The following is a 17370-nucleotide window of genomic DNA, read 5'->3' on the forward strand; positions in this document are numbered from 1 at the left end:
AAACATAGATCGAACAGGACGAAACGGCCCGTCGTTGCCGCGCCGTACGCGGCGTTCCACATGGGCTGGCACGGGGACTCCCCGGGCGCCCTGGTCCCGGTGCTGCTGCCCCCTGAGGAGCGCCCGGCCGCCCGGCGGAAGGCCTCGGCCGGGGAGCACCGGACGTACGGGTTCCGTGCCGCCGACGGCCGGACGCTGCTCCACCCGGACGTCTTCTGCCTGAATCAACTACGGTAGGCAGACCATGAGTTGGACATCATCTGGACCTGGCCCGGGGTGAACTGGGTCATGCAGGAGTCGTAGCCGTAGTCCATGAAGTTGTGGATCGGGTCGAGCTTGCCGCCCGGGCAGCTGTGGCGGCCCTCGGGGCAGCCGTAGGCGGGGGTGCGCTCGGGCGGGGTGTCGTCCACGTAGTCGCCCGGGGGCAGGCAGCCGCCCTGGAAGGTGTGGAACAGGCCGAACCAGTGGCCGATCTCGTGGGTGGCGGTGTTGCCCCCGTTGTAGTGGGTGGCCGGGCCGCCGGGCAGCGCGTCGTCCAGGATCACCACGCCGTCGTCGGTCGGGTGGGAGCGGTAGGCGTTGGGGAAGGTCGACCAGCCGAGCAGGGCCTGGCCGAGGTGGGCGGTGTAGAGGTTGAGGGTGCGCTGGTCCCCCTTGCGCAGGGCGGTCTTCATCGCCTGTTCGGCGGCGGAGCCCGGGGTCATGCCGGTGTACCAGCCGGCGTTGTCGGTCCAGTCGGTGCCGGCCAGCTCGAAGTGGAACCCGGTGGGCGTGTTGCCCTCGCCCTGGCCGCCGTAGGTGGCGTTGAGGTGGTCGATCTGGGCGGCGACGACGGCCTCGTCCAGCCGGCCGGCGGCCCCGGAGTGGATCACGTGGACGTACACCGGGACGGTGGTCGGGGCGGCGGCCAGCGGGACGCGGGCGGAGCCGAGCCGGGCGAGCCGGTCCGCCAGGTCCGCCTGCATCGCCCGGGCCTCACCGGCGCTGACGGCGTTCGGGTCCCGGCCCGCCCGGCTGCCGACCGGCTTGCGGGCGGCCGCGTCGGTGCCGTCGCAGACGGCCGTCGCCACCGCGCGGTGCGGGACCGGCGCCGCGAACTGGCTCAGACCGGCCGCGGCGACCAGCGCGGCGGCGCAGGGGAACAGGCGGGGGGCGCGCGAGCGCACCCGGGCAGTACGGCGCATCAGCGCTCCTGACGGGGGGAGTTGACGGGGAGCCGACCGCTCATCGGGCCCGCCCGCCGCCCACCGGCGACCGGCGCCCGGCGCGGACCCGCCCGAGACTACGACGCCGAGAAGTCGATCTCCCGCAGGGCGCGCGCGGCACCCCGGTCGAGTACCACGGCCGACGCACAGCCGGCCGGCGGCCGCCCCGCCCCGAACAGCAGCCGGCGCAGCCGGGCGGCCGCGCCCCGGTGCCGGGCGAAGGCGTAGCGCGACACGACGCGTCCGCGCCGCCGCTGGCCCGCCCTGGCCTCGGCCGGGTCGGCGTCGATCAGCAGCAGGTGCACCCGGCGGCCCTGCCGTGCGGCGGCGCGCACCAGCCAGGCCCGGACGAAGGGCAGGGTGCCGCAGTCGTGCACCGCGAGCGGTCCGCCGTCCAGGACGGCCCGGCGCAGCCGCCGGTAGTGGGCGAGCCGGGCGAGCGGGCGGTAGAGCGCGTACGGGAGGCGGCCGGGCAGCCGGGCCGCGTACTCCTCCCGGACCAGCTGGGAGTCGATCAGCGGGGCGCGGACGCAGCGGCGCATCAGGGTGCTCTTGCCGCTGCCGGGCAGTCCGGTGACGACGAGCAGGTCACCGGCGGGGTAGCGCAGCGCGACCGGGCCGGCGCCGCGCAGCTCGTGCACGCCGGTACGGACCACCCGGTGGTTGGCGGCTCGGTTCTCGGCAGCGCGGTTCTCGCCAACGCGGTTCTCGGCAGCGCGGTTCTCGGCAGCGCGGGGCGGCGGTACCCGTGGCACCGCCGCCCGCGATGTTCGTACGTCCGTCACCGGTCCTCCCCCGCCGTTCCGCTCCCAGGAGCATGGCGCATTCCCAAGAACGAGTAAAGACCCGTGGTCAGGGCGGGCGCGGAGGACCCCGGTGGAAGGCCGCTAGCCCAGCTGCGGGGCGACCCGGGAGGCGACCAGCTCCAGGTGGTCGAGGTCACCCAGGTCCAGCACCTGCAGGTAGACCCGCTGGCTGCCGACCGCCGCGTACCGGCCGATCTTCTCCACCACCTCGTCCGGGGTGCCGGCCAGGCCGTTCGCCTTCAGCTCGGCCACCTCGCGGCCGATCGCGGCCGCCCGGCGGGCCACCTCGGCGTCGTCCCGGCCGACGCAGAGCACCAGGGCGTTGGAGTACACCAGCTCGTCGGCCGGGCGGCCGGCCTGCTCGACGGCGGCCCGGACCCGGCCGAACTGGGCGGCGGTGTCGTCCAGCGAGGCGAACGGCAGGTTGAACTCGTCGGCGAAGCGGGCGGCCAGCGCCGGGGTGCGCTTCGGGCCGAGGCCGCCGACCAGTACCGGGATGCGCTCCTGGACGGGCTTGGGCAGCGCGGGCGAGTCGGTGAGCGTGTAGTACTTCCCCGCGAAGTCGAAGGTGTCGCCGAGCTTGGTCCGCCACAGCCCGGTGATGATCTCCAGCTGCTCCTCCAGCCGCCCGAACTTCTCCTTCGGGAAGGGGATGCCGTACGCGGTGTGCTCGGCCTCGTACCAGCCGGCGCCGAGGCCGAACTCGACCCGGCCGCCGCTCATCGCGTCGACCTGGGCGACCTGGATCGCGGTGACGCCCGGCAGCCGGAAGGTGCCGGCGGTCATCAGGGTGCCGAGGCGGATGGTGCTGGTGTCGCGGGCGAGGCCGGCCAGGGTGATCCAGGCGTCGGTGGGGCCGGGCAGGCCGTCGACGTCACCCATCTTCAGGTAGTGGTCGGAACGGAAGAAGGCGCTGAAGACCCCGAGTTCCTCGGCGGTGCGGGCCACCCGCAGGAGGGTGTCGTAGCTCGCGCCCTGCTGGGGCTCGGTGAAGATGCGAAGATCCATGCGGCCCATTCTGGTACGGAGCGCCCGGTCGTGAACGCAGGGAACCGGCCATGCCACGGAGCGTCCCCGAGGTGGCCAAGGTCTCAGCACGGAACCGTCACGGCCCGGCCTGCCGACTCGGCGGTTCGCCTACCGTGGACGGATGTTCGCGACCCCCGACGAGTCCTTCCGGCGCTCCCCCGACGAGCCGGCCGGCTGCCCGCTGCCCGGCATCGTGGCCGCCTTCACGCCCCGGCTGGCCGAGTTCGCCTTCGAGCCCGGTTTCGTCGCGGCGGTCGACCAGCACACGGCGATGCTGCGCGAACTGCTGTACGCGCAGGGGCCGGAGCTCGCGCCCCGGCCCCTGGACCGTGAGGAACTGTCGGACTACGCGCTGGGCTTCCTGGACGCTCTCACCGAGATCGGCTGGCGGGAACCGGTCGGCTATGACTACGCCGTCACCCGGCTGACCGCGATCTGCTGGCTGGTGCGCGAACAGGGCCTGCTGGAGATCTGAGCCTCCCGGAGACGGCTTCTGAGCGGTCCTCGCCGGGCTCGATGCCTGGGCCGGCGGGTGGCCCGGGCCGGTCCGGGCCGGTCCGGGGGGTCGGCCGGACCGCTCCGGCCGTCCGCCCGCGTACAGTGGCGGTCCGGGCCGAGGGGGGCGGCGGGGGCGCTGGTCCTGGGTGGCGAAGGTGAACGGAGCTGGACGGTGCAGAGGTGATCGGAAGCAGTACGGACGCGGCCGCGCACGACGCGCTGCGCTGGCGGGTACGCCCCTCCGCGGCCCGGGCCGCCGTCCTCGTCCTCCACGGCGGCCAGGAACACAACCTCGCCCGGCCCCGCCCCCTCAACCTCCCGCTGCTGCGCATGCACGGCTTCCTGCGCGCGCTGACCAGCGCGACGGCGGGCTCCGACATCGCCATCGGCACCGTCCGCTACCGCCACCGGGGCTGGAACGGCGCCCGCGCCGACGCCGCCCGGGACGCCCTCGCCGCACTCGACGAACTCACCGAGACCCTCGGACCGGTGCCGACCGTCCTGGTCGGCCACTCCATGGGTGGCCGCGCCGCCCTGCGGGCCGGCGGACACCCGGCCGTCACCGGGCTGGTCGCCCTCGCCCCCTGGTGCCCCGCCGAGGACCCCTGCGACCACCTCGCCGGCCGTGACCTCCTGCTCCTGCACGGCGACCGCGACACCGTCACCCCGCCCGCTGACACCCGCGCCTTCGCCGCCCGCAGCCGCGCCGCCGGCGCCCGCGTCTGCGGCTACACCGTCACCGGCAGCGGCCACGCCATGCTCCAGCGCATCCCCGACTGGCACCGCGCCACCACCCGCCTCACCACCGCCCTCCTCGGCCTCCAGCCCTTCCCCGCCGAAACCGCCTCCGCCCTCGCCCTTCCACCCACCTCCCCCGAGGCCCTCACCCTCCCCCTCCCCCGCCAACCCCGCACCCCGTCCACCGCCTGAGTCCCCGGATGACGCCGGGCCGCTCCGGTGAGGCCGGTTCAGCGGTGTTCAGGACCCCTGCCGGGGGGGTGCGTACGGCGGCGTGGGTCGGAGGCGTGTCCACCCGGGGCTGCTTGCCGGTCCCGCTGGTCGGCCGGGGTCAGCCGAGGTCGGTGGCCGACTCCACGACCACGCCGTGGAGGTCGCCGATCGTGGCTAGGGCGCCCCGATGGATCTGGGCGGCGGTGAGCTCCGCGGTGCCGGACCGCAGGGGGCGGGTCGCGCAGGCGTCGGCGACGACGGGGTGGGGCGGTTGCCGCGCAGGAAGGCGCCGGCGGTGGTGAAGGCGACGCACACGTGGGTCATGAAGCCGGCGATCACCACGTCCTGGTGGCCGGCCGCGTCCAGCAGCTCACCGAGGTCGGTGCCGACGAAGGCGTCCGGGCCTGCTTGACCACCATCCGCTCGCCCTCGGCCGGGGCCACGCTCGGGTGGATCTGCCCGATCTCGGCGCGGACGTCGTACGGGGTGCCCGGGCCGCCGTCGTTGATGACGTGGACGACGGTGGCACCGGCCGCCCGGGCCCGGGCGAGCAGGTCGGCCGCCGAGTCGAGGGCCGCGCGCCAGCCGGTCAGCTTCATCACGCCGCGGGTGTAGGTGTTCTGGTGGTCGATCAGGCTCCGCACCGTCACGCCCCCGCCGGCCGGACGGTGAACGACGTACGGCTGTGAACGCGGTACGACGTCACGCCCCCGACAGCCGGACGGTGAACACCGTACGGCCGGGCCGGCTGGCCGCCTCGACCGTGCCGCCGTGCGCCTGGACCACGGCCCGGACGATGGCCAGCCCCAGCCCGGTCGAGCCGGTGGCCCGGGAGCGGGCGCGGTCACCCCGGACGAAGCGTTCGAAGACCCGCGCCAACAGCTCCGCCGGAATCCCTGGCCCCTCGTCGGTGACGCTCAACTCGACGGCGCCGGAGGTGAGTTCGAGCCGAAGCTCGACCGCCGTACCGGCCGGGGTGTGGGTGCGGGCGTTGGCCAGCAGGTTGGCCACCACCTGGCTCAGCCGGTGCTCGTCCCCGCGCACCAGCACCGGTTCCTCCGGCAGCACCAGCCGCCAGCGGTGGTCGGGGCCGGCCGCCCGGGCGTCGGCCACCGCGCCCAGCACGATCCGGGTGAGGTCCACCTCGTCCTCGGCCAGCGGGCGGCCAGCGTCCAGGCGGGCGAGCAGCAGCAGGTCCTCGACGATCGCGCCCATCCGCAGCGCCTCGGCGTCGATCCGCTCCAGCGAGTGCCGCACCTCGCCGGGCACCTCCCCGGGGTGGCGCAGTGCCAGCTCGGCGTGGCCGCGGACGGCCGCCACCGGGGTGCGCAGCTCGTGGCTGGCGTCGGCGGCGAAGCCGCGCAGCCGCTCCTCGACCGCGTGCCGGCGGGCCAGCGCGTCACCGACGTGGCCGAGCATCCGGTTGAGCGCGGCGCCGACCCGGCCGACCTCGGTGCGCGGATCGTCGTCGGGCACCCGTTCGGCGAGCATCACCTCGCCGCTGGCGAGCGGCAGCGCGCTCACCCGCTCGGCCATGCCCACCACCCGCCGCAGCGGGCGCAGCGAGAAGCCGACCCAGACCGCCCCGGCGGCGCCGGCCGCGGTGGCGGCGATCGCGAAGACGGTCAGCTCCAGGGTCTCCAGCCGCTCGACGGTGTCCTCGGCGGGGCGCAGCGGGAGTCCACAGACCAGCACGTCGCCGTCCCGGCCGGCCACCGCGCGCACCCGGTAGCGGTGCAGCGTGCCGCCGAGGTCGAGGGTGCGGGCCGGGCCGCCGGGCGGCAGGGCGGCGAGCGTGCGCTGCTGGGCGGGCGAGAAGGTGACCCGGTCGTCCGCGTCGTCGGGGTCCGAGTCGTCGGCGTCCCCGTCGACGACTCCGGCGGCGGTGACCCGGCCGTCCAGGAGCCGTACGCCCAGGGTTCCGGAGGACTGCCCCCGGGTGTCGGGGGCGGCACCCGTACCCGCGTACTCCAGGCTCGCGGCGTAGCGGCCACCGGCCTCGACGAGCTGCTGGTCGAGCCGGTCGACCAGGAAGTGGCGCAGGGCGGCGGCGGTGGCGAAGCCGACGGCGGCGCAGGTGACCACCAGCAGCACCAGCAGGCCGGCGATCAGGCGGGCCCGCAGGGTGCGGGGGAACAGCCCCTTCAGGAGCTTCACCGTGCTGCTCGCGGCGCGGCTCGCGGTACGGCTCACGGCGCCGCCTTGATCAGGTAGCCCGCGCCGCGCACGGTGTGGATCATCGGGCTGCGGCCGGCGTCCAGCTTCTTGCGCAGGTAGCTGATGTACAGCTCCACGATGTGGGCCTGCCCGCCGAAGTCGTACGACCAGACGGCGTCCAGGATCTGCGCCTTGCTGAGCACCTGCCGGGGGTGGCGCATCAGGTGGGCGAGCAGCGCGTACTCGGTCGGGCTGAGCTCGATGGTCTCGCCGTCGCGGGTCACCTCGCGGGCCCGGTCGTCGAGGACGAGGTCACCGAGCACCAGGGCGTGCGCGGGCGGCCCGTTCGGTGCGGCCGGCGGGGCGGCCCGGCGCAGCAGTCCGCGCAGCCGGACGACCACCTCGGCCAGGCTGAACGGCTTGGTCACGTAGTCGTCCCCGCCCGCGGCGATACCCGCGATCCGCTCCTCGACGGCGTCCCGGGCGGTGAGGAACAGCACCCGGACCTCGGGCTGCTCGGCGTGGATCCGGCGCAGCACCTCCAGGCCGTCGAGGTCGGGCAGCATGATGTCGAGCACCACGGCGTGGGGCCGCCAGCGCGCCGCCTCCCGGACGGTCTCCAGGCCGTTGGTCACGCCGCGCGCCTGCCAGCCCTCGTAGCGCACCGCACCGCAGACGACCTCGACCAGGTCCGGTTCGTCGTCGACGACCAGCACGCGCCAGTCGGAGCGGTCGTCCGGGCGGTCACCGGGGCGGTCGTCCGGGCGGCCCGCGGTGTCGTCCATGCTGCTCCCTCGGTTCGGCGGTGGGCGGCCTTCATTCTGGCCTGCCGCGATGAGAAACCCGTGAGATCAGCGGAGCTGGTTCGTGCCCCCCGTACTGGCTCCGAACTGCGGCGATGGCGCTCATGGCGGGCGCCGGGGCCGGTCCTTCTCAGAGGTGACTCAGAGCTTGCGGTGCGATCGTGGACCGCCTCGGCGGGGCGACGCCGCCGCCGGGAGTTGAGGAGGTTCCCCGATGACCACTGCCACCGTGCCGAAGTCCCGGCAGGCGTCCGCCGGACCGCGTCACCGGGCGGCGGACCGCCCGCCGCTCGCGCTGCCGCCGAACGCGGCGCTCGGCCTGATCGCCGTGGGGGCGCTCGGCGTGCTCGGGCTGTGGTGGCTGAACACGGCCTCGGTGGTCGGCGCGGCCGGCTGGCTGACCGGCGCCGGGCGGATCACCGGGCTGCTCGCCGGGTACGCCGCGCCGGTGCTGATCCTGCTGATGGCCCGGCTGCCGCCGGTGGAGCGCGGGGTCGGCGCCGACCGGCTGGCCCGCTGGCACGCGTACGGCGGCCGCTGGCTGGTGGGCCTGGTCTCGGTGCACCTGCTGACCGTCGTCTGGGGCTACGCGCTCACCGACGGGCGCGGGCTGCTCGGGGAGGGCGTGGAGATCGTCTTCCACTACCCCGAGATGATCAAGGCAACCCTGGGCACCCTGCTGATGCTCGGCACCGGCCTGGTCTCCGCCCGGGCGGCGCGCCGCCGGCTCTCCTACGAGACCTGGTACTACCTGCACCTGGCGACCTACCTCGCGGTGGCACTGGCCTTCGCCCACCAGCTGGCCACCGGCGCCGACCTCGGCGGCGGCCCCGGCCAGGCCGCCTGGTACGCGCTCTACTTCGGCACGGCGGCGCTGCTCGGCTGGTTCCGGCTGCTGCGGCCGTGGCTGCTGGACCGGCGGCACGGCCTGCGGGTGGCCGAGGTGCGGCCGGAGGGCCCCGGCGTGGTGTCGCTGTTCCTGTCCGGCCGTCGGCTGGACGAACTGCGCGCCGAACCGGGCCAGTTCTTCCGGCTGCAGTTCCAGGCACCCGGGCTGCGCTGGGCCGCCAACCCGTATTCGCTGTCCGCGCCGCCGCGCCCGGACTTCCTCCGGTTCACCGTCAAGGACCTCGGCGGGCACAGTGCCGCCGTCGCCGCGCTGCGCCCGGGCACCCGGGTGCGGGCCGAGGGGCCGTACGGGGCGTTCACCGGGCGGCAGCAGCGGCGGCGCCGGGTGCTGCTGCTCGGGGTGGGCGTCGGGATCACCCCGCTGCGGGCGCTGTTCGAGACGCTGCCGGGCGAGGTCACGCTGGTGCAGCGGGCACGGAGCGCGGAGGACGTGCTGTTCCGGACCGAGCTGGCCGAGGTCGCCCGGCGGCGCGGCGCGGTGGTGCACGAGCTGCTCGGCTCGCGGGAGCAGGTCGGCGACCTGGGCGCGGCGCTCGCCCGGCTGGTGCCGGGCCTGGCGGAGCACGAGGTGTACCTGTGCGGGCCGGAGGCCGTCGCCGAGGAGGCCGTACGCGCGCTGCGGGCGGCCGGGGTGCGGGCGGGGCGGATCCACCGCGAGTCCTTCGTCTTCTGAGCCCGTTTCTGAGCCCGTCCCACACTCACACGTTCACGTACCCGTACCGGAGGAGTTGTCCTGCCATGCGCCGAGCCGTCGTCACCAGTGCCGCCACCGCTGCCGGGGTGGTGCTGTTGCTCTCGCTCAAACCGCACGAGACGACCGGGGCCGCTCCGGTGATCAGCTCGGGGGCGGGGGCGGGTTCCTCGTCCGGCTCCGGCTCCGGGACCACCGGCGCCGCCGACACGTCCGCCTCCCCCACGCCCGCACCCGCCTCCGGCGGCGGCGCCACCCGGAAGGTCAGCGGGGACACCGTGAACACCCGGTACGGGCCGGTGCAGGTGCAGGTCACCCTCGCCGGCAGCCGGATCACCACCGTCGACGTGGTCAAGTACCCGACCCAGGACCGCCGGGACCGCGAGATCAACGCCGACGCCCTGCCCGTGCTCAACCAGGAGGCGATCTCCGCGCAGAACGCCCAGATCGACGCGGTCAGCGGCGCGACCTACACCAGCGACGGCTACATCCGCTCGCTGCAGAGCGCGCTCGACCGGGCGAAGGGCTGAGGCCCGGTGCTGCGGCACGCCGAGCCCGTGATGGGCACCGTCTTCTCGATCGCCGTCCGCGACCCCGGACCGGACACCCCCGAGGCGGTGCGGCGGATCGCCGAACGACTCCACCGGATCGACGCGGTGTTCTCCACCTACCGGCCGGACAGCGACATCAGCCGACTCGGGCGGGGCGAACTGGCCCTGGACGACTGCGATCCCGAGGTCCGCACGGTGCTCGCCGCCTGCCGCCAGGTGGCCGCCGAGACCGACGGCTACTTCACCGAACGCCCCGGCGGCCGGCTGGACCCCAGCGGCTGGGTCAAGGGCTGGGCGGTCGAGGAGGCCGCCCGCCTGCTGCGCGCCGCCGGCGCCCGGCAGTTCTGCGTCAACGGCGGCGGGGACGTGCAGACCTCCGGCGGGCCGTGGCGCCTCGGCATCGCCCACCCCGGGCAGCCCGGCATGCTCGCCGCCGTACTCAGCGGCAGCGACCTCGCCGTGGCCACCTCCGGCACCGCCGAGCGCGGCGCCCACATCCTCGACCCGCACACCGGCCGCCCCGCCGACGGCCTGGCCTCGCTCACCCTGGTCGGCGCGCCGGGCACCGGCATCGCCCGCACCGACGCCTGGGCGACCGCGGCCTTCGCGATGGGCCCCGACCGCGCGCTGGCCTGGGCGGCCCGGCAACCGGGGGTGGAGGCGCTCGCCGTGCTCCCGGACGGAACGAAGCGCTGGACCTCCGGACTGCCCCGGCACCTCCCGCCCTCCGGGCCCGCCGACTGGCAGCCCGCGCCCGGGTGACCGTCGCGGCCGACGTCCGCACCGACCGGGCCCAGCCCTGAGGCCCTACGTTCCCCGGGCCGCGCCCGGGGCCGGGTCCCGGCCGTTTCGGGCGGGCAGCCAGCCGGTCTGGATCAGGGTTCCGGACAGGCGGTCGGGGGTCACGTGAATTCCCCGGCCCGGGGGGAGGGGCTGGGGCGCGACGGAGCCCAGCAGGGGGCCTTCCTGGCCGTCGCCGGAGAGCACCACACCGTGGGGCCCCAGGTCGCACACCGCGCGGAGGAACGGGTCGGCCGCACGGGCCCGGCCGGCGCCCTCGGAGCGGCGGGCGATGATCACGCGCAGGCCCAACTCCCGGGCCTGCGGGAGGATTTCGACGAGGGAGGCGAGCGGCTCCTCCTCGTTGGCGGCGATGAGCTCGAAGTCGTCCACGATGAGGAAGATGTCCTTGGGCGCCGTCTTCCGCGCGCCCGGCGTGCGGCTGGTGGCGGCGACGCGCAGGATCCGGGCCAGAGTGTCCAGGCCGGACGTGTTCGGCGCGTAGTGGACAAGGTGCGCGGGCGGTACCTCGTCGCGCAGCGTGCCGTGGAAGTCGACCACCAGAAAACCCACACGGTCCGCCGTGTACCGCTCGGTGAGCTGCTTGACCAGCAGCCGAAGCAGCGCGGTCTTCCCCGACCCCTCTTCGCCGTACACGGCGAACAGCGGGTTGGCGTCGAAGTCGACGAAGACCGGGGCCTGTTGGGCGACGTCCAGCCCGATCGCCACGCCCTGCGGCGCGTTGCCGCGCGGTAGGCGGTCGGCTTCCACCACGGCGGGCGCGGCCGTGCCGCCCGGCGGCACGATGAGCGCCTCGGCCCAACCGGGCCTGCGGAGTTGGCGGTCGTCCGCCTGGATCATCGCAAACAGCCTCGTCACCACCGGGGTCGGCTCGATGGCGAACTCCTCCCACAGTCGATCCTGGAGCCGGCCATAGGCCTCCAGTGCCTCGACCTGCCGCCCGCACCGGTGGAACGCGAGCATCAGCAGGGCGCACAGCCGCTCGCGCAACGGGTGCTCGACGACCAGCGGTTCGAGCTCGGATACGTACTCCTCGTGCCGTCCGAGCGCCAGCCCGGTGGCGTACAGGTCCTCGACGGCGGCCAGCCGCCGCTCGGTCAGCCGGGTGCGCTCGCGGGATGCATACGGCCCCGGAACACCGTCCAGCGCGGGGCCCTCCCAGAGATCGAGTGCGGAGCGCACCAGCGTGTGCGCCGCGAACAGGTCACCGGCCTTCTCCGCCGATACGGCCGCGGCGAGCCGCTCCTCGAAGACGATCGCGTCGATCGAGCCCCGGTCGACCGCCAGGCGGAAGCCGCCACTCACCGACTGGATGATCTCGGCCGCGCCCCGCGGCTGGGTGCGGTCGCCCAGGATCGACCGCAGCCGAGAGATGTAGGTGCGCAGCGCAGCCTCCGCCTGGGGCGGCGGCTGATCGCCCCAGACCGCGTTGATGAGGCTGGCCGTGGGAACAGGCTCCGGGGCGTGCAGGAGCAGAGCCGCGAGGACCGCCTGCTGCTGGGGTGAACCGACGGACAGTAGTTCTCCGTCCCGCCAGACCCGCAGCGGGCCGAGCAGTGAGTAGCGCAGGCGGGACCGTTCGGACCGGACTAACTCCCGTGCCCGTTCGTACAGTTCGTTGAGTCGGCGCCTTTCCAGTTCCGCCGACGGCCCGGGCAGGTCCGCCAGCGGCGGTCCCTGCCAAAGCGCGAGGGCCTCCTGGGCATGCCGTCGGGCCGCGGCCGGATCAGCGGATGACAGGGCCGCCTCGGCGCGTTCCAGGGCCTGTTCGAAGAGGACGACGTCGATCTGCCCGGAGGCGACGTTCAGGACCCAGGTGTGGCCGTCCGACAGCTCCTCGAGCACCGCGCGAGGGGCCGAAGTCGAGTTGAGCGCGACCTGCAACTCCTGCACCTGGACCCATACTTCGTCGACGTCGCGGGCGAACGCCGTGTGCTGCTCCCGGACCGCCTCGAGCAGGACCTCGGCCCGGACGGGGCGGCCGCGGTATTTCAGCAGCGCGGCGAGCACCGCCTTGCGCTCCTGGGAGCCGAGCTCCACCGGTTCGTCCCCGCGCCAGGCGCGCACCTCTCCGAGCAGCGTGAACCTGAGCGGGAGTTCCTGCCGGCGGTCGGGCTGCGGCAGGACTCCGGAGGCGGCGATCCGCCGGGCGACCTCGGCGGCGGAGGACGGCCGCCGGTGCGGGTCCGGGTGCAGGAGTTCGAGGACGAGCCCGTGCAGGGGCTCGGGCATGCCGGCCTCGTGCAGCACGGTGCCCAGGGCGTAGAGGTCACCGGGCGGGTCGCCGGGGAAGACCCCGAAGTCGCAGAGGGCCGGGCTGCCGTTCGGGCGGATGAGGATGTTGGCGGGCTCGACCCTGCCGTGCGCGATCCCCTGGCTGTGGAGGTACTCCAGCGCCTCGGCCACGCCCAGGGCGATCGCCGCGGCCTCGTCGGGGGGCAGCGGCCCCGCGTCGAGTACGGTCCTCAGGTTGGGGCCGTCGATGAACTCGAGGACCAGGTAGAGGCGTTCGGCTTCCAGCCGGGCGATAGGGCAGACGACGAGACCCGGGTGGCGGAGCGCGGTGAACTTCCCGACCTGCTCCAGGAACGGGCCCGCCTCCAGGACGGCGGGCAGGCGGTTCGGCTCGAAGGCCTTGACCGCGACCGTCCCGCCGTCCCGTTCGTCCCGGGCCCGCCAGATCTCGCTCTGCCGTCCCCGGGCGATCCGCTCGACCAGGCGGAAGTGCCCTCCTACAGTGCGGGTTTCACTCTCCGGTTGCACGCTGCTGCGCAGACCGTTCTCCAGCTCCCAGACGTGTACCCGGCCGTCGTGGTCCCCGATCGAAGCGATGACGCAGTGGTCCTCGTCGCTGGCGATGCCGACGATGGTTCTCGCCAGATCGGGGTCGAGCCTGGTGGTGCTGGTGAAGTCGACGCTGCCGGGGTCGTCGGGCCGCCATCGATGCACCGTTCCGGACTGGTCGACACCGACCAGGGCCGTCTGCCCGTCCAGGTGGGGCACAGAGGTCAGCGCCCAGGCACGGTAGCCGCCGGCGATGCCCGGCAGTTCCACCTCCACGGCGTCCTCCTGGACGTCCCAGAGGCTCATCCGGCCCTGGAGGTCGGAGATCCAGAGGTACTGTCTCCCGTCCGAGTGGGTGTGGGCGGCCATCGCCACCGGCTCGAACGGGAGCCCGCTCTGGCTGTCGAGGAGAGAGCCGTCCTCCGCGTCCCAGAACTGGAGCACGCCGTCGACGTCCGCGGTGCAGAGGATGAACCGGTCGTCGCCGAAGGCGGCCATGGCGACGACGTCGGAGGTCACGTCGAGCAACAGCGAGCTCCGGAACTTCAGCCCGTCCATCGCGTCGATGAAGTGGACCAGTCCGTCCACACCGTAGACGGCGAGATCGCTTCGCCCGTCGGGACCCGGCACTGCCGCCAGGGCCAGTGCCCGGCACGGCAGGCGGAAGCTCTTCGGGATGTTCGCCCCATCGACCTCAGCGGGCACCGTGAGGGCGGCCAGCTTCTCGTCGAGCTGCCAGGTCGCCAGCTCGTCCGGGCGCCGTGGCATCCGGTCGAGCAGGTGCTGGAACTCCTGGGCGTGCTGGATGCGCTGGTAGGCGTCGCCGAGGCGGTGACGGATCTCCTGGCGCAGCTCGGCCTCGGTGAGGAAGCCGAGGGTGATGGTCTGCGCATCGGCGAGGAAGCGCATGCCCTGGCGCGAACCGGTGGTGACGATCAGGCAGCCCGACTCGGAGGCGATCAGTTCGAGGATCTCGCGGAGATATCCGGAGTCCGGCCGCAGAGCGTCCACGACGATCAGCCAGTCCGGGTGGTCTCCGACGACCTCGTCCAGTGGGGTGTAGCTCTTCGCCCCGAGGGCAACCCGCAGCCGCTCGAAGCCGTTCCCCAGCGCATCGGCGCTCCGACCCTCGATCCAGTGGACGAAGGAGTGGCGGCCGCCGTGGCGCCGGACGTACTCCTGGACGAGCCGGCGCCTTCCCATGCCCGGGGAAGCCTCGACCACCACCAACCGGGTCTGCGAGCCGTCCGCTCGGCACGCCTGCGCGAGCAGGCGGAGTTCACGCTCCCGGCCGATCATGCGCGGCGGGTCCGGTGGGCTGACGACGGGCGGCACCGGGGTGAGCAGCCCCGTCCGGATCCCCCGGTCTGCCACCGCACTGCCCAAGTACCGGGCTAGCGCGGCGTGTTGCCCGCCCGCCCCGGCCAGCACCGTCGCCGCGACCTCCGCGAAGGGGCGGCTGCGCTCCGGCAGCTGGTGCCGTGCCTCCCCCGCCGAGGCCGCCAGGGCGCGGAAGTCGAGCGTGCCGCCGAAGGTCGCCGCGACGCGCCCCGAGACCTTGGCGAGCACCTGGTCCAGCACCCGTACCGATTCCGTCCGGGTCAGTTCTCCCAGCAGCTCCTCCCGTACGCCGTCGACGAAGTCGTACACCACCTCGTCCGGGTCGACGGCCTTCGCCCGCACCTCGATCAGTCCGGACAGGAACAGCTCCGCCAGCTCCCGTTGCCCCGACTCCGGCACCGTCGCCCGTTGGACCAGCCGCATCACCGGCAGGCTCAGCGGCGCGGCCGCGAGGTGGCAGGCGAGCCGGTACGCGGCCGGGGAGCTTCCGGCCCGGAAGGCGGCGACCCGGTCGGCGGCGGTGCGCGGGGCCGAGGCCCGGGCGCGGGGTCGCTGCGGGCGCGGGACGCCGCTGAGCGGCGCGGCGAGCAGGGGCGTCCAGCCGGCCGTACGGCCCGCGGTGAGGTCGGCCCAGGGGGCGAGCCAGTCGGCGTCGATCTCCAGCACGGGCAGCCAGCGCACCGCCGCGCGGGCCGCTGCGCCGGCCTGGCCGCGCGGGATGCCGGGCAGGGCGGTGCCGGTGCGCAGGACGGGCGCGGGCCGTCCGTGGGTGGCGGCCCGGCCCTCGACCGGGGCGGTGCGCAGCGCGGTGCGGTGCCAGAGGCGGCGGGGCAGCACCTGGAGGGCGGCGGCGGGGCCGGTGCTGGCGGCGCGGGCGAGGTAGGGCACCAGCTCGTCGCCGTACCACGCGGGCCCGACGCCGTCGGTGAGGACGAGCAGGATGCGGCGTCGGTGCGGGTCGGCGAGCGGGCCGGACCAGTTGCGGTCGGGAGCGGCGGGCGGCGGTACGGCGGTGCGGCGGCGCCGGAAGGGGGTGAGGTGCGGGGTGTCCCGGTCGGTGTCGAGGGACCAGGTGCGCACCTCCTCGAAGGCGCCGTGGCGTTCCAGCAGGGTGGCGAGTTCGCCGGCCAGGTCGTGCCAGACGGCCATGGTGGCGCCGGTGTCGATCAGCAGGTCGACCGCGTACCGGGGCCTGGCCCGGTGCCAGACCGGCAGCAGGACGCCGGTCTCGGCGGTCGCCGTCGCCGTCGCCTCCTCGTCGAGGTGCAACCGGCGGAAGCCGCCGGGGTGTTGGGTCAGCGGTCGGCGCAGCGGGCGCAGGGCGCGGGCGATGGCGAGGGCGCCGGGCAGGGCGGTGGGCCGGGTGACCTGGACGACCTCGGCGCCGCGGGCGACGGGCCCGGGCCGCTCGGTGCCGGCGGGGGCGCAGCGGGGGTGCAGTTCGACCTTGGGGTCGGGCTGCGGGGGCATGGGGGCGGGCGGTTCGGGCTCACCCGGTCGGTTCTGCCAGGTGCGGTCAGGTGGCGGGGCGGCGTCGTGTTCCGGGGTCGACGGGGGCCGCGGAGCCGGCGGCGGGTTGGTGGGCCGCTCGGGCGAACTGTCGGGCAGGGGTGCGAGGCCGGCCAGCTCGGAGATCCACAGCACGTCCGCCAGGTCCTGCGGCTGCGGCTGCTCGCCCGCGGGCGCGACGAGCGCGGCCAGCGCCTGGCGCAGCACGGACCTCGCCGCCGTCTCCCCCTCGGTACCGAAGTCCCCGTCCGCGCCGAAGTCCCCGCCCCTACCGAACGCGCCCACCGGCCGCCGCCTCAGCTCTCGTTGAGCGGGCGCAGCAGGACGTCGTGGATGACGTCGCGCCCGGGTGCGCTGCCCCACAGCCCGCGTTCGGCCATCAGCAGGGCGTTGAGCAGCTGGTCGTTGGCCAGGTCGGAGCCGTCCTCGCGCTGGCGTCGCAGGAACTCGGTGATGAGCCGGCTGCGCTGGGCGCCGTCCGCCGACCGGTCCGCGCCCAGGTGGGCGGCGACCATCGCGGCCAGCCGGTCCTCGGTGGGCGGCTGGATCTCCAGGCGGATGCAGCGGCGCAGCAGTGCCGAGGGGAACTCCCGCTCGCCGTTGCTGGTGAGGACGACCAGCGGGAAGTGGGCGCAGCGCACGTGGCCGCCGCGGACGATCGCCCGCCGGCCGGGGTCGGCGGTGGCGACCTCCTGCGGGCCGGGGCCGAGGCGCTGGAGCTCGGGGATCTCGAACTCGCCCTCCTCGAAGACGTTCAGGAGGTCGTTGGGCAGGTCGATGTCGCTCTTGTCGATCTCGTCGATGAGCACGACGCGGGGGGTGCGCCAGGGCAGCAGCGCGGTGCCGAGCGGGCCGAGGCGCAGGAACTGGCCGATCGCGGGCGGCTGCCGGTCGCCATCATGGTCCGGGGGGCGCAGGCCCGCCTCGTGGAGCCGGCCGATGGCGTCGTAGGTGTAGAGGCCGTCGCGCAGGGCGGAGCGGCTGCTGATCGGCCAGCGCAGGACCGGTCCGAGCCCGAGCTCGTGGGCTACGGCGTAGGCGAGGGTGGACTTGCCGACGCCGGGCTTGCCGGTGATCAGCAGCGGGCGGCGCAGGTGGAGGGCCAGGTTGACGAGGTGGATCTCGCGGTCGTCGGCCTGGTAGGCGGTGGCCTGCCGGGTGCGGCCGAGCCGGCGGGCGGTCAGGCCGGTGGCGTCGTCGGCCGGGGGCGGCGGCAGTTCCTCCTCGCTGTCGACCCAGTCGCCGAAGGAGCGCCAGGCCGGGGCCGGCGGGAGGGCGGCGATGCCGTCGTGGGGCACGCCGGTGCCCCGGTAGATCCACCAGTTCTCGGCCATC

Annotated in this window: 13 protein-coding genes and 1 pseudogene; 6 read left to right on the forward strand and 8 right to left on the reverse strand. The window is 74.9% G+C overall.

Translation table 11 applies throughout. The features are described from left to right. Positions 1-60: 60 nt before the first annotated feature. A complete protein-coding gene (locus O1G21_RS05590) occupies positions 61-237 on the forward strand; it encodes a hypothetical protein (RefSeq protein WP_270141309.1) in 177 nt (58 codons plus the stop codon). Here the strand turns inward: O1G21_RS05590 and O1G21_RS05595 are convergent. The 3 genes from O1G21_RS05595 to O1G21_RS05605 form a co-directional block, all read right to left on the reverse strand. Then, positions 225-1184 (reverse strand): zinc metalloprotease, encoded by a 960-nt coding sequence (locus O1G21_RS05595; protein WP_270141310.1) that lies wholly within the window; start codon positions 1182-1184, stop codon positions 225-227. The two genes, O1G21_RS05590 and O1G21_RS05595, sit on opposite strands and share 13 nt — an antisense overlap. 98 nt (positions 1185-1282) lie before the next feature. Next, on the reverse strand, positions 1283-1846 hold the full coding sequence (locus O1G21_RS05600) for an AAA family ATPase (protein ID WP_270141311.1): 564 nt from the start codon (positions 1844-1846) through the stop codon (positions 1283-1285). Between the two features lie 246 nt (positions 1847-2092). Further along, a complete protein-coding gene (locus tag O1G21_RS05605) occupies positions 2093-3019 on the reverse strand; it encodes an LLM class F420-dependent oxidoreductase (RefSeq protein WP_270141313.1) in 927 nt (308 codons plus the stop codon). 142 nt (positions 3020-3161) lie between these two features. On the opposite strand from O1G21_RS05605, the gene O1G21_RS05610 reads away from it, so the two are divergent. Both O1G21_RS05610 and O1G21_RS05615 read left to right on the forward strand, forming a co-directional pair. Then, a complete protein-coding gene (locus O1G21_RS05610) occupies positions 3162-3515 on the forward strand; it encodes a DUF6401 family natural product biosynthesis protein (protein ID WP_270141314.1) in 354 nt (117 codons plus the stop codon). 203 nt (positions 3516-3718) lie between these two features. Further along, on the forward strand, positions 3719-4468 hold the full coding sequence (locus tag O1G21_RS05615; RefSeq protein ID WP_333493425.1) for an alpha/beta hydrolase: 750 nt from the start codon (positions 3719-3721) through the stop codon (positions 4466-4468). A gap of 139 nt (positions 4469-4607) precedes the next feature. On the opposite strand, the pseudogene O1G21_RS05620 reads toward O1G21_RS05615, so the two are convergent. The 3 genes and pseudogenes from O1G21_RS05620 to O1G21_RS05630 all read right to left on the reverse strand — a co-directional run bounded on the left by O1G21_RS05620 (position 4608) and on the right by O1G21_RS05630 (position 7431). Continuing rightward, positions 4608-5139: pseudogene (locus O1G21_RS05620) on the reverse strand (isochorismatase family protein). Between the two features lie 52 nt (positions 5140-5191). Then, positions 5192-6682 (reverse strand): sensor histidine kinase, encoded by a 1491-nt coding sequence (locus O1G21_RS05625; protein WP_270141316.1) that lies wholly within the window; start codon positions 6680-6682, stop codon positions 5192-5194. Further along, entirely contained in the window at positions 6679-7431 is a 753-nt protein-coding gene (locus O1G21_RS05630) for a response regulator transcription factor (RefSeq protein WP_270141318.1), read from the reverse strand. Before O1G21_RS05630 ends, O1G21_RS05625 begins: the two co-directional genes overlap by 4 nt. 232 nt (positions 7432-7663) lie before the next feature. Between O1G21_RS05630 and O1G21_RS05635 the strand changes: the two genes are divergently transcribed. The 3 genes from O1G21_RS05635 to O1G21_RS05645 all read left to right on the forward strand — a co-directional run bounded on the left by O1G21_RS05635 (position 7664) and on the right by O1G21_RS05645 (position 10362). Then, positions 7664-9031 carry a ferredoxin reductase family protein gene (locus tag O1G21_RS05635; RefSeq protein ID WP_270141320.1) on the forward strand — a complete coding sequence of 456 codons (1368 nt, stop codon included), beginning with the start codon at positions 7664-7666 and terminating at the stop codon, positions 9029-9031. A gap of 65 nt (positions 9032-9096) precedes the next feature. Further along, entirely contained in the window at positions 9097-9579 is a 483-nt protein-coding gene (locus O1G21_RS05640; RefSeq protein ID WP_270141322.1) for an FMN-binding protein, read from the forward strand. Between the two features lie 30 nt (positions 9580-9609). After that, complete coding sequence (locus tag O1G21_RS05645; protein WP_270150786.1) at positions 9610-10362, forward strand: FAD:protein FMN transferase; 753 nt, start codon at positions 9610-9612, stop codon at positions 10360-10362. A 45-nt stretch (positions 10363-10407) separates the two neighbouring features. On the opposite strand, the gene O1G21_RS05650 is transcribed toward O1G21_RS05645, so the two are convergent. Together O1G21_RS05650 and O1G21_RS05655 are read right to left on the reverse strand one after the other, a co-directional pair. Next, positions 10408-16320 carry an SAV_2336 N-terminal domain-related protein gene (locus O1G21_RS05650; protein ID WP_270141324.1) on the reverse strand — a complete coding sequence of 1971 codons (5913 nt, stop codon included), beginning with the start codon at positions 16318-16320 and terminating at the stop codon, positions 10408-10410. 11 nt (positions 16321-16331) lie between these two features. Then, positions 16332-17369 carry an AAA family ATPase gene (locus tag O1G21_RS05655; RefSeq protein WP_270141325.1) on the reverse strand — a complete coding sequence of 346 codons (1038 nt, stop codon included), beginning with the start codon at positions 17367-17369 and terminating at the stop codon, positions 16332-16334. Position 17370: the final 1 nt, after the last annotated feature.

The organism is Kitasatospora cathayae (genome assembly GCF_027627435.1).
In the GTDB taxonomy this organism is placed as follows: domain Bacteria; phylum Actinomycetota; class Actinomycetes; order Streptomycetales; family Streptomycetaceae; genus Kitasatospora; species Kitasatospora cathayae.

Coding starts and splice junctions, on each gene's coding strand:
- O1G21_RS05640 (WP_270141322.1), top strand. CDS start 9,097: ATGCGCCGAGCCGTCGTCACCAGTGCCGCCACCGCTGCCGGGGTGGTG.
- O1G21_RS05610 (WP_270141314.1), top strand. CDS start 3,162: ATGTTCGCGACCCCCGACGAGTCCTTCCGGCGCTCCCCCGACGAGCCG.
- O1G21_RS05635 (WP_270141320.1), top strand. CDS start 7,664: ATGACCACTGCCACCGTGCCGAAGTCCCGGCAGGCGTCCGCCGGACCG.
- O1G21_RS05590 (WP_270141309.1), top strand. CDS start 61: ATGGGCTGGCACGGGGACTCCCCGGGCGCCCTGGTCCCGGTGCTGCTG.
- O1G21_RS05605 (WP_270141313.1), bottom strand. CDS start 3,019: ATGGATCTTCGCATCTTCACCGAGCCCCAGCAGGGCGCGAGCTACGAC.
- O1G21_RS05645 (WP_270150786.1), top strand. CDS start 9,610: ATGGGCACCGTCTTCTCGATCGCCGTCCGCGACCCCGGACCGGACACC.
- O1G21_RS05595 (WP_270141310.1), bottom strand. CDS start 1,184: ATGCGCCGTACTGCCCGGGTGCGCTCGCGCGCCCCCCGCCTGTTCCCC.
- O1G21_RS05630 (WP_270141318.1), bottom strand. CDS start 7,431: ATGGACGACACCGCGGGCCGCCCGGACGACCGCCCCGGTGACCGCCCG.
- O1G21_RS05655 (WP_270141325.1), bottom strand. CDS start 17,369: ATGGCCGAGAACTGGTGGATCTACCGGGGCACCGGCGTGCCCCACGAC.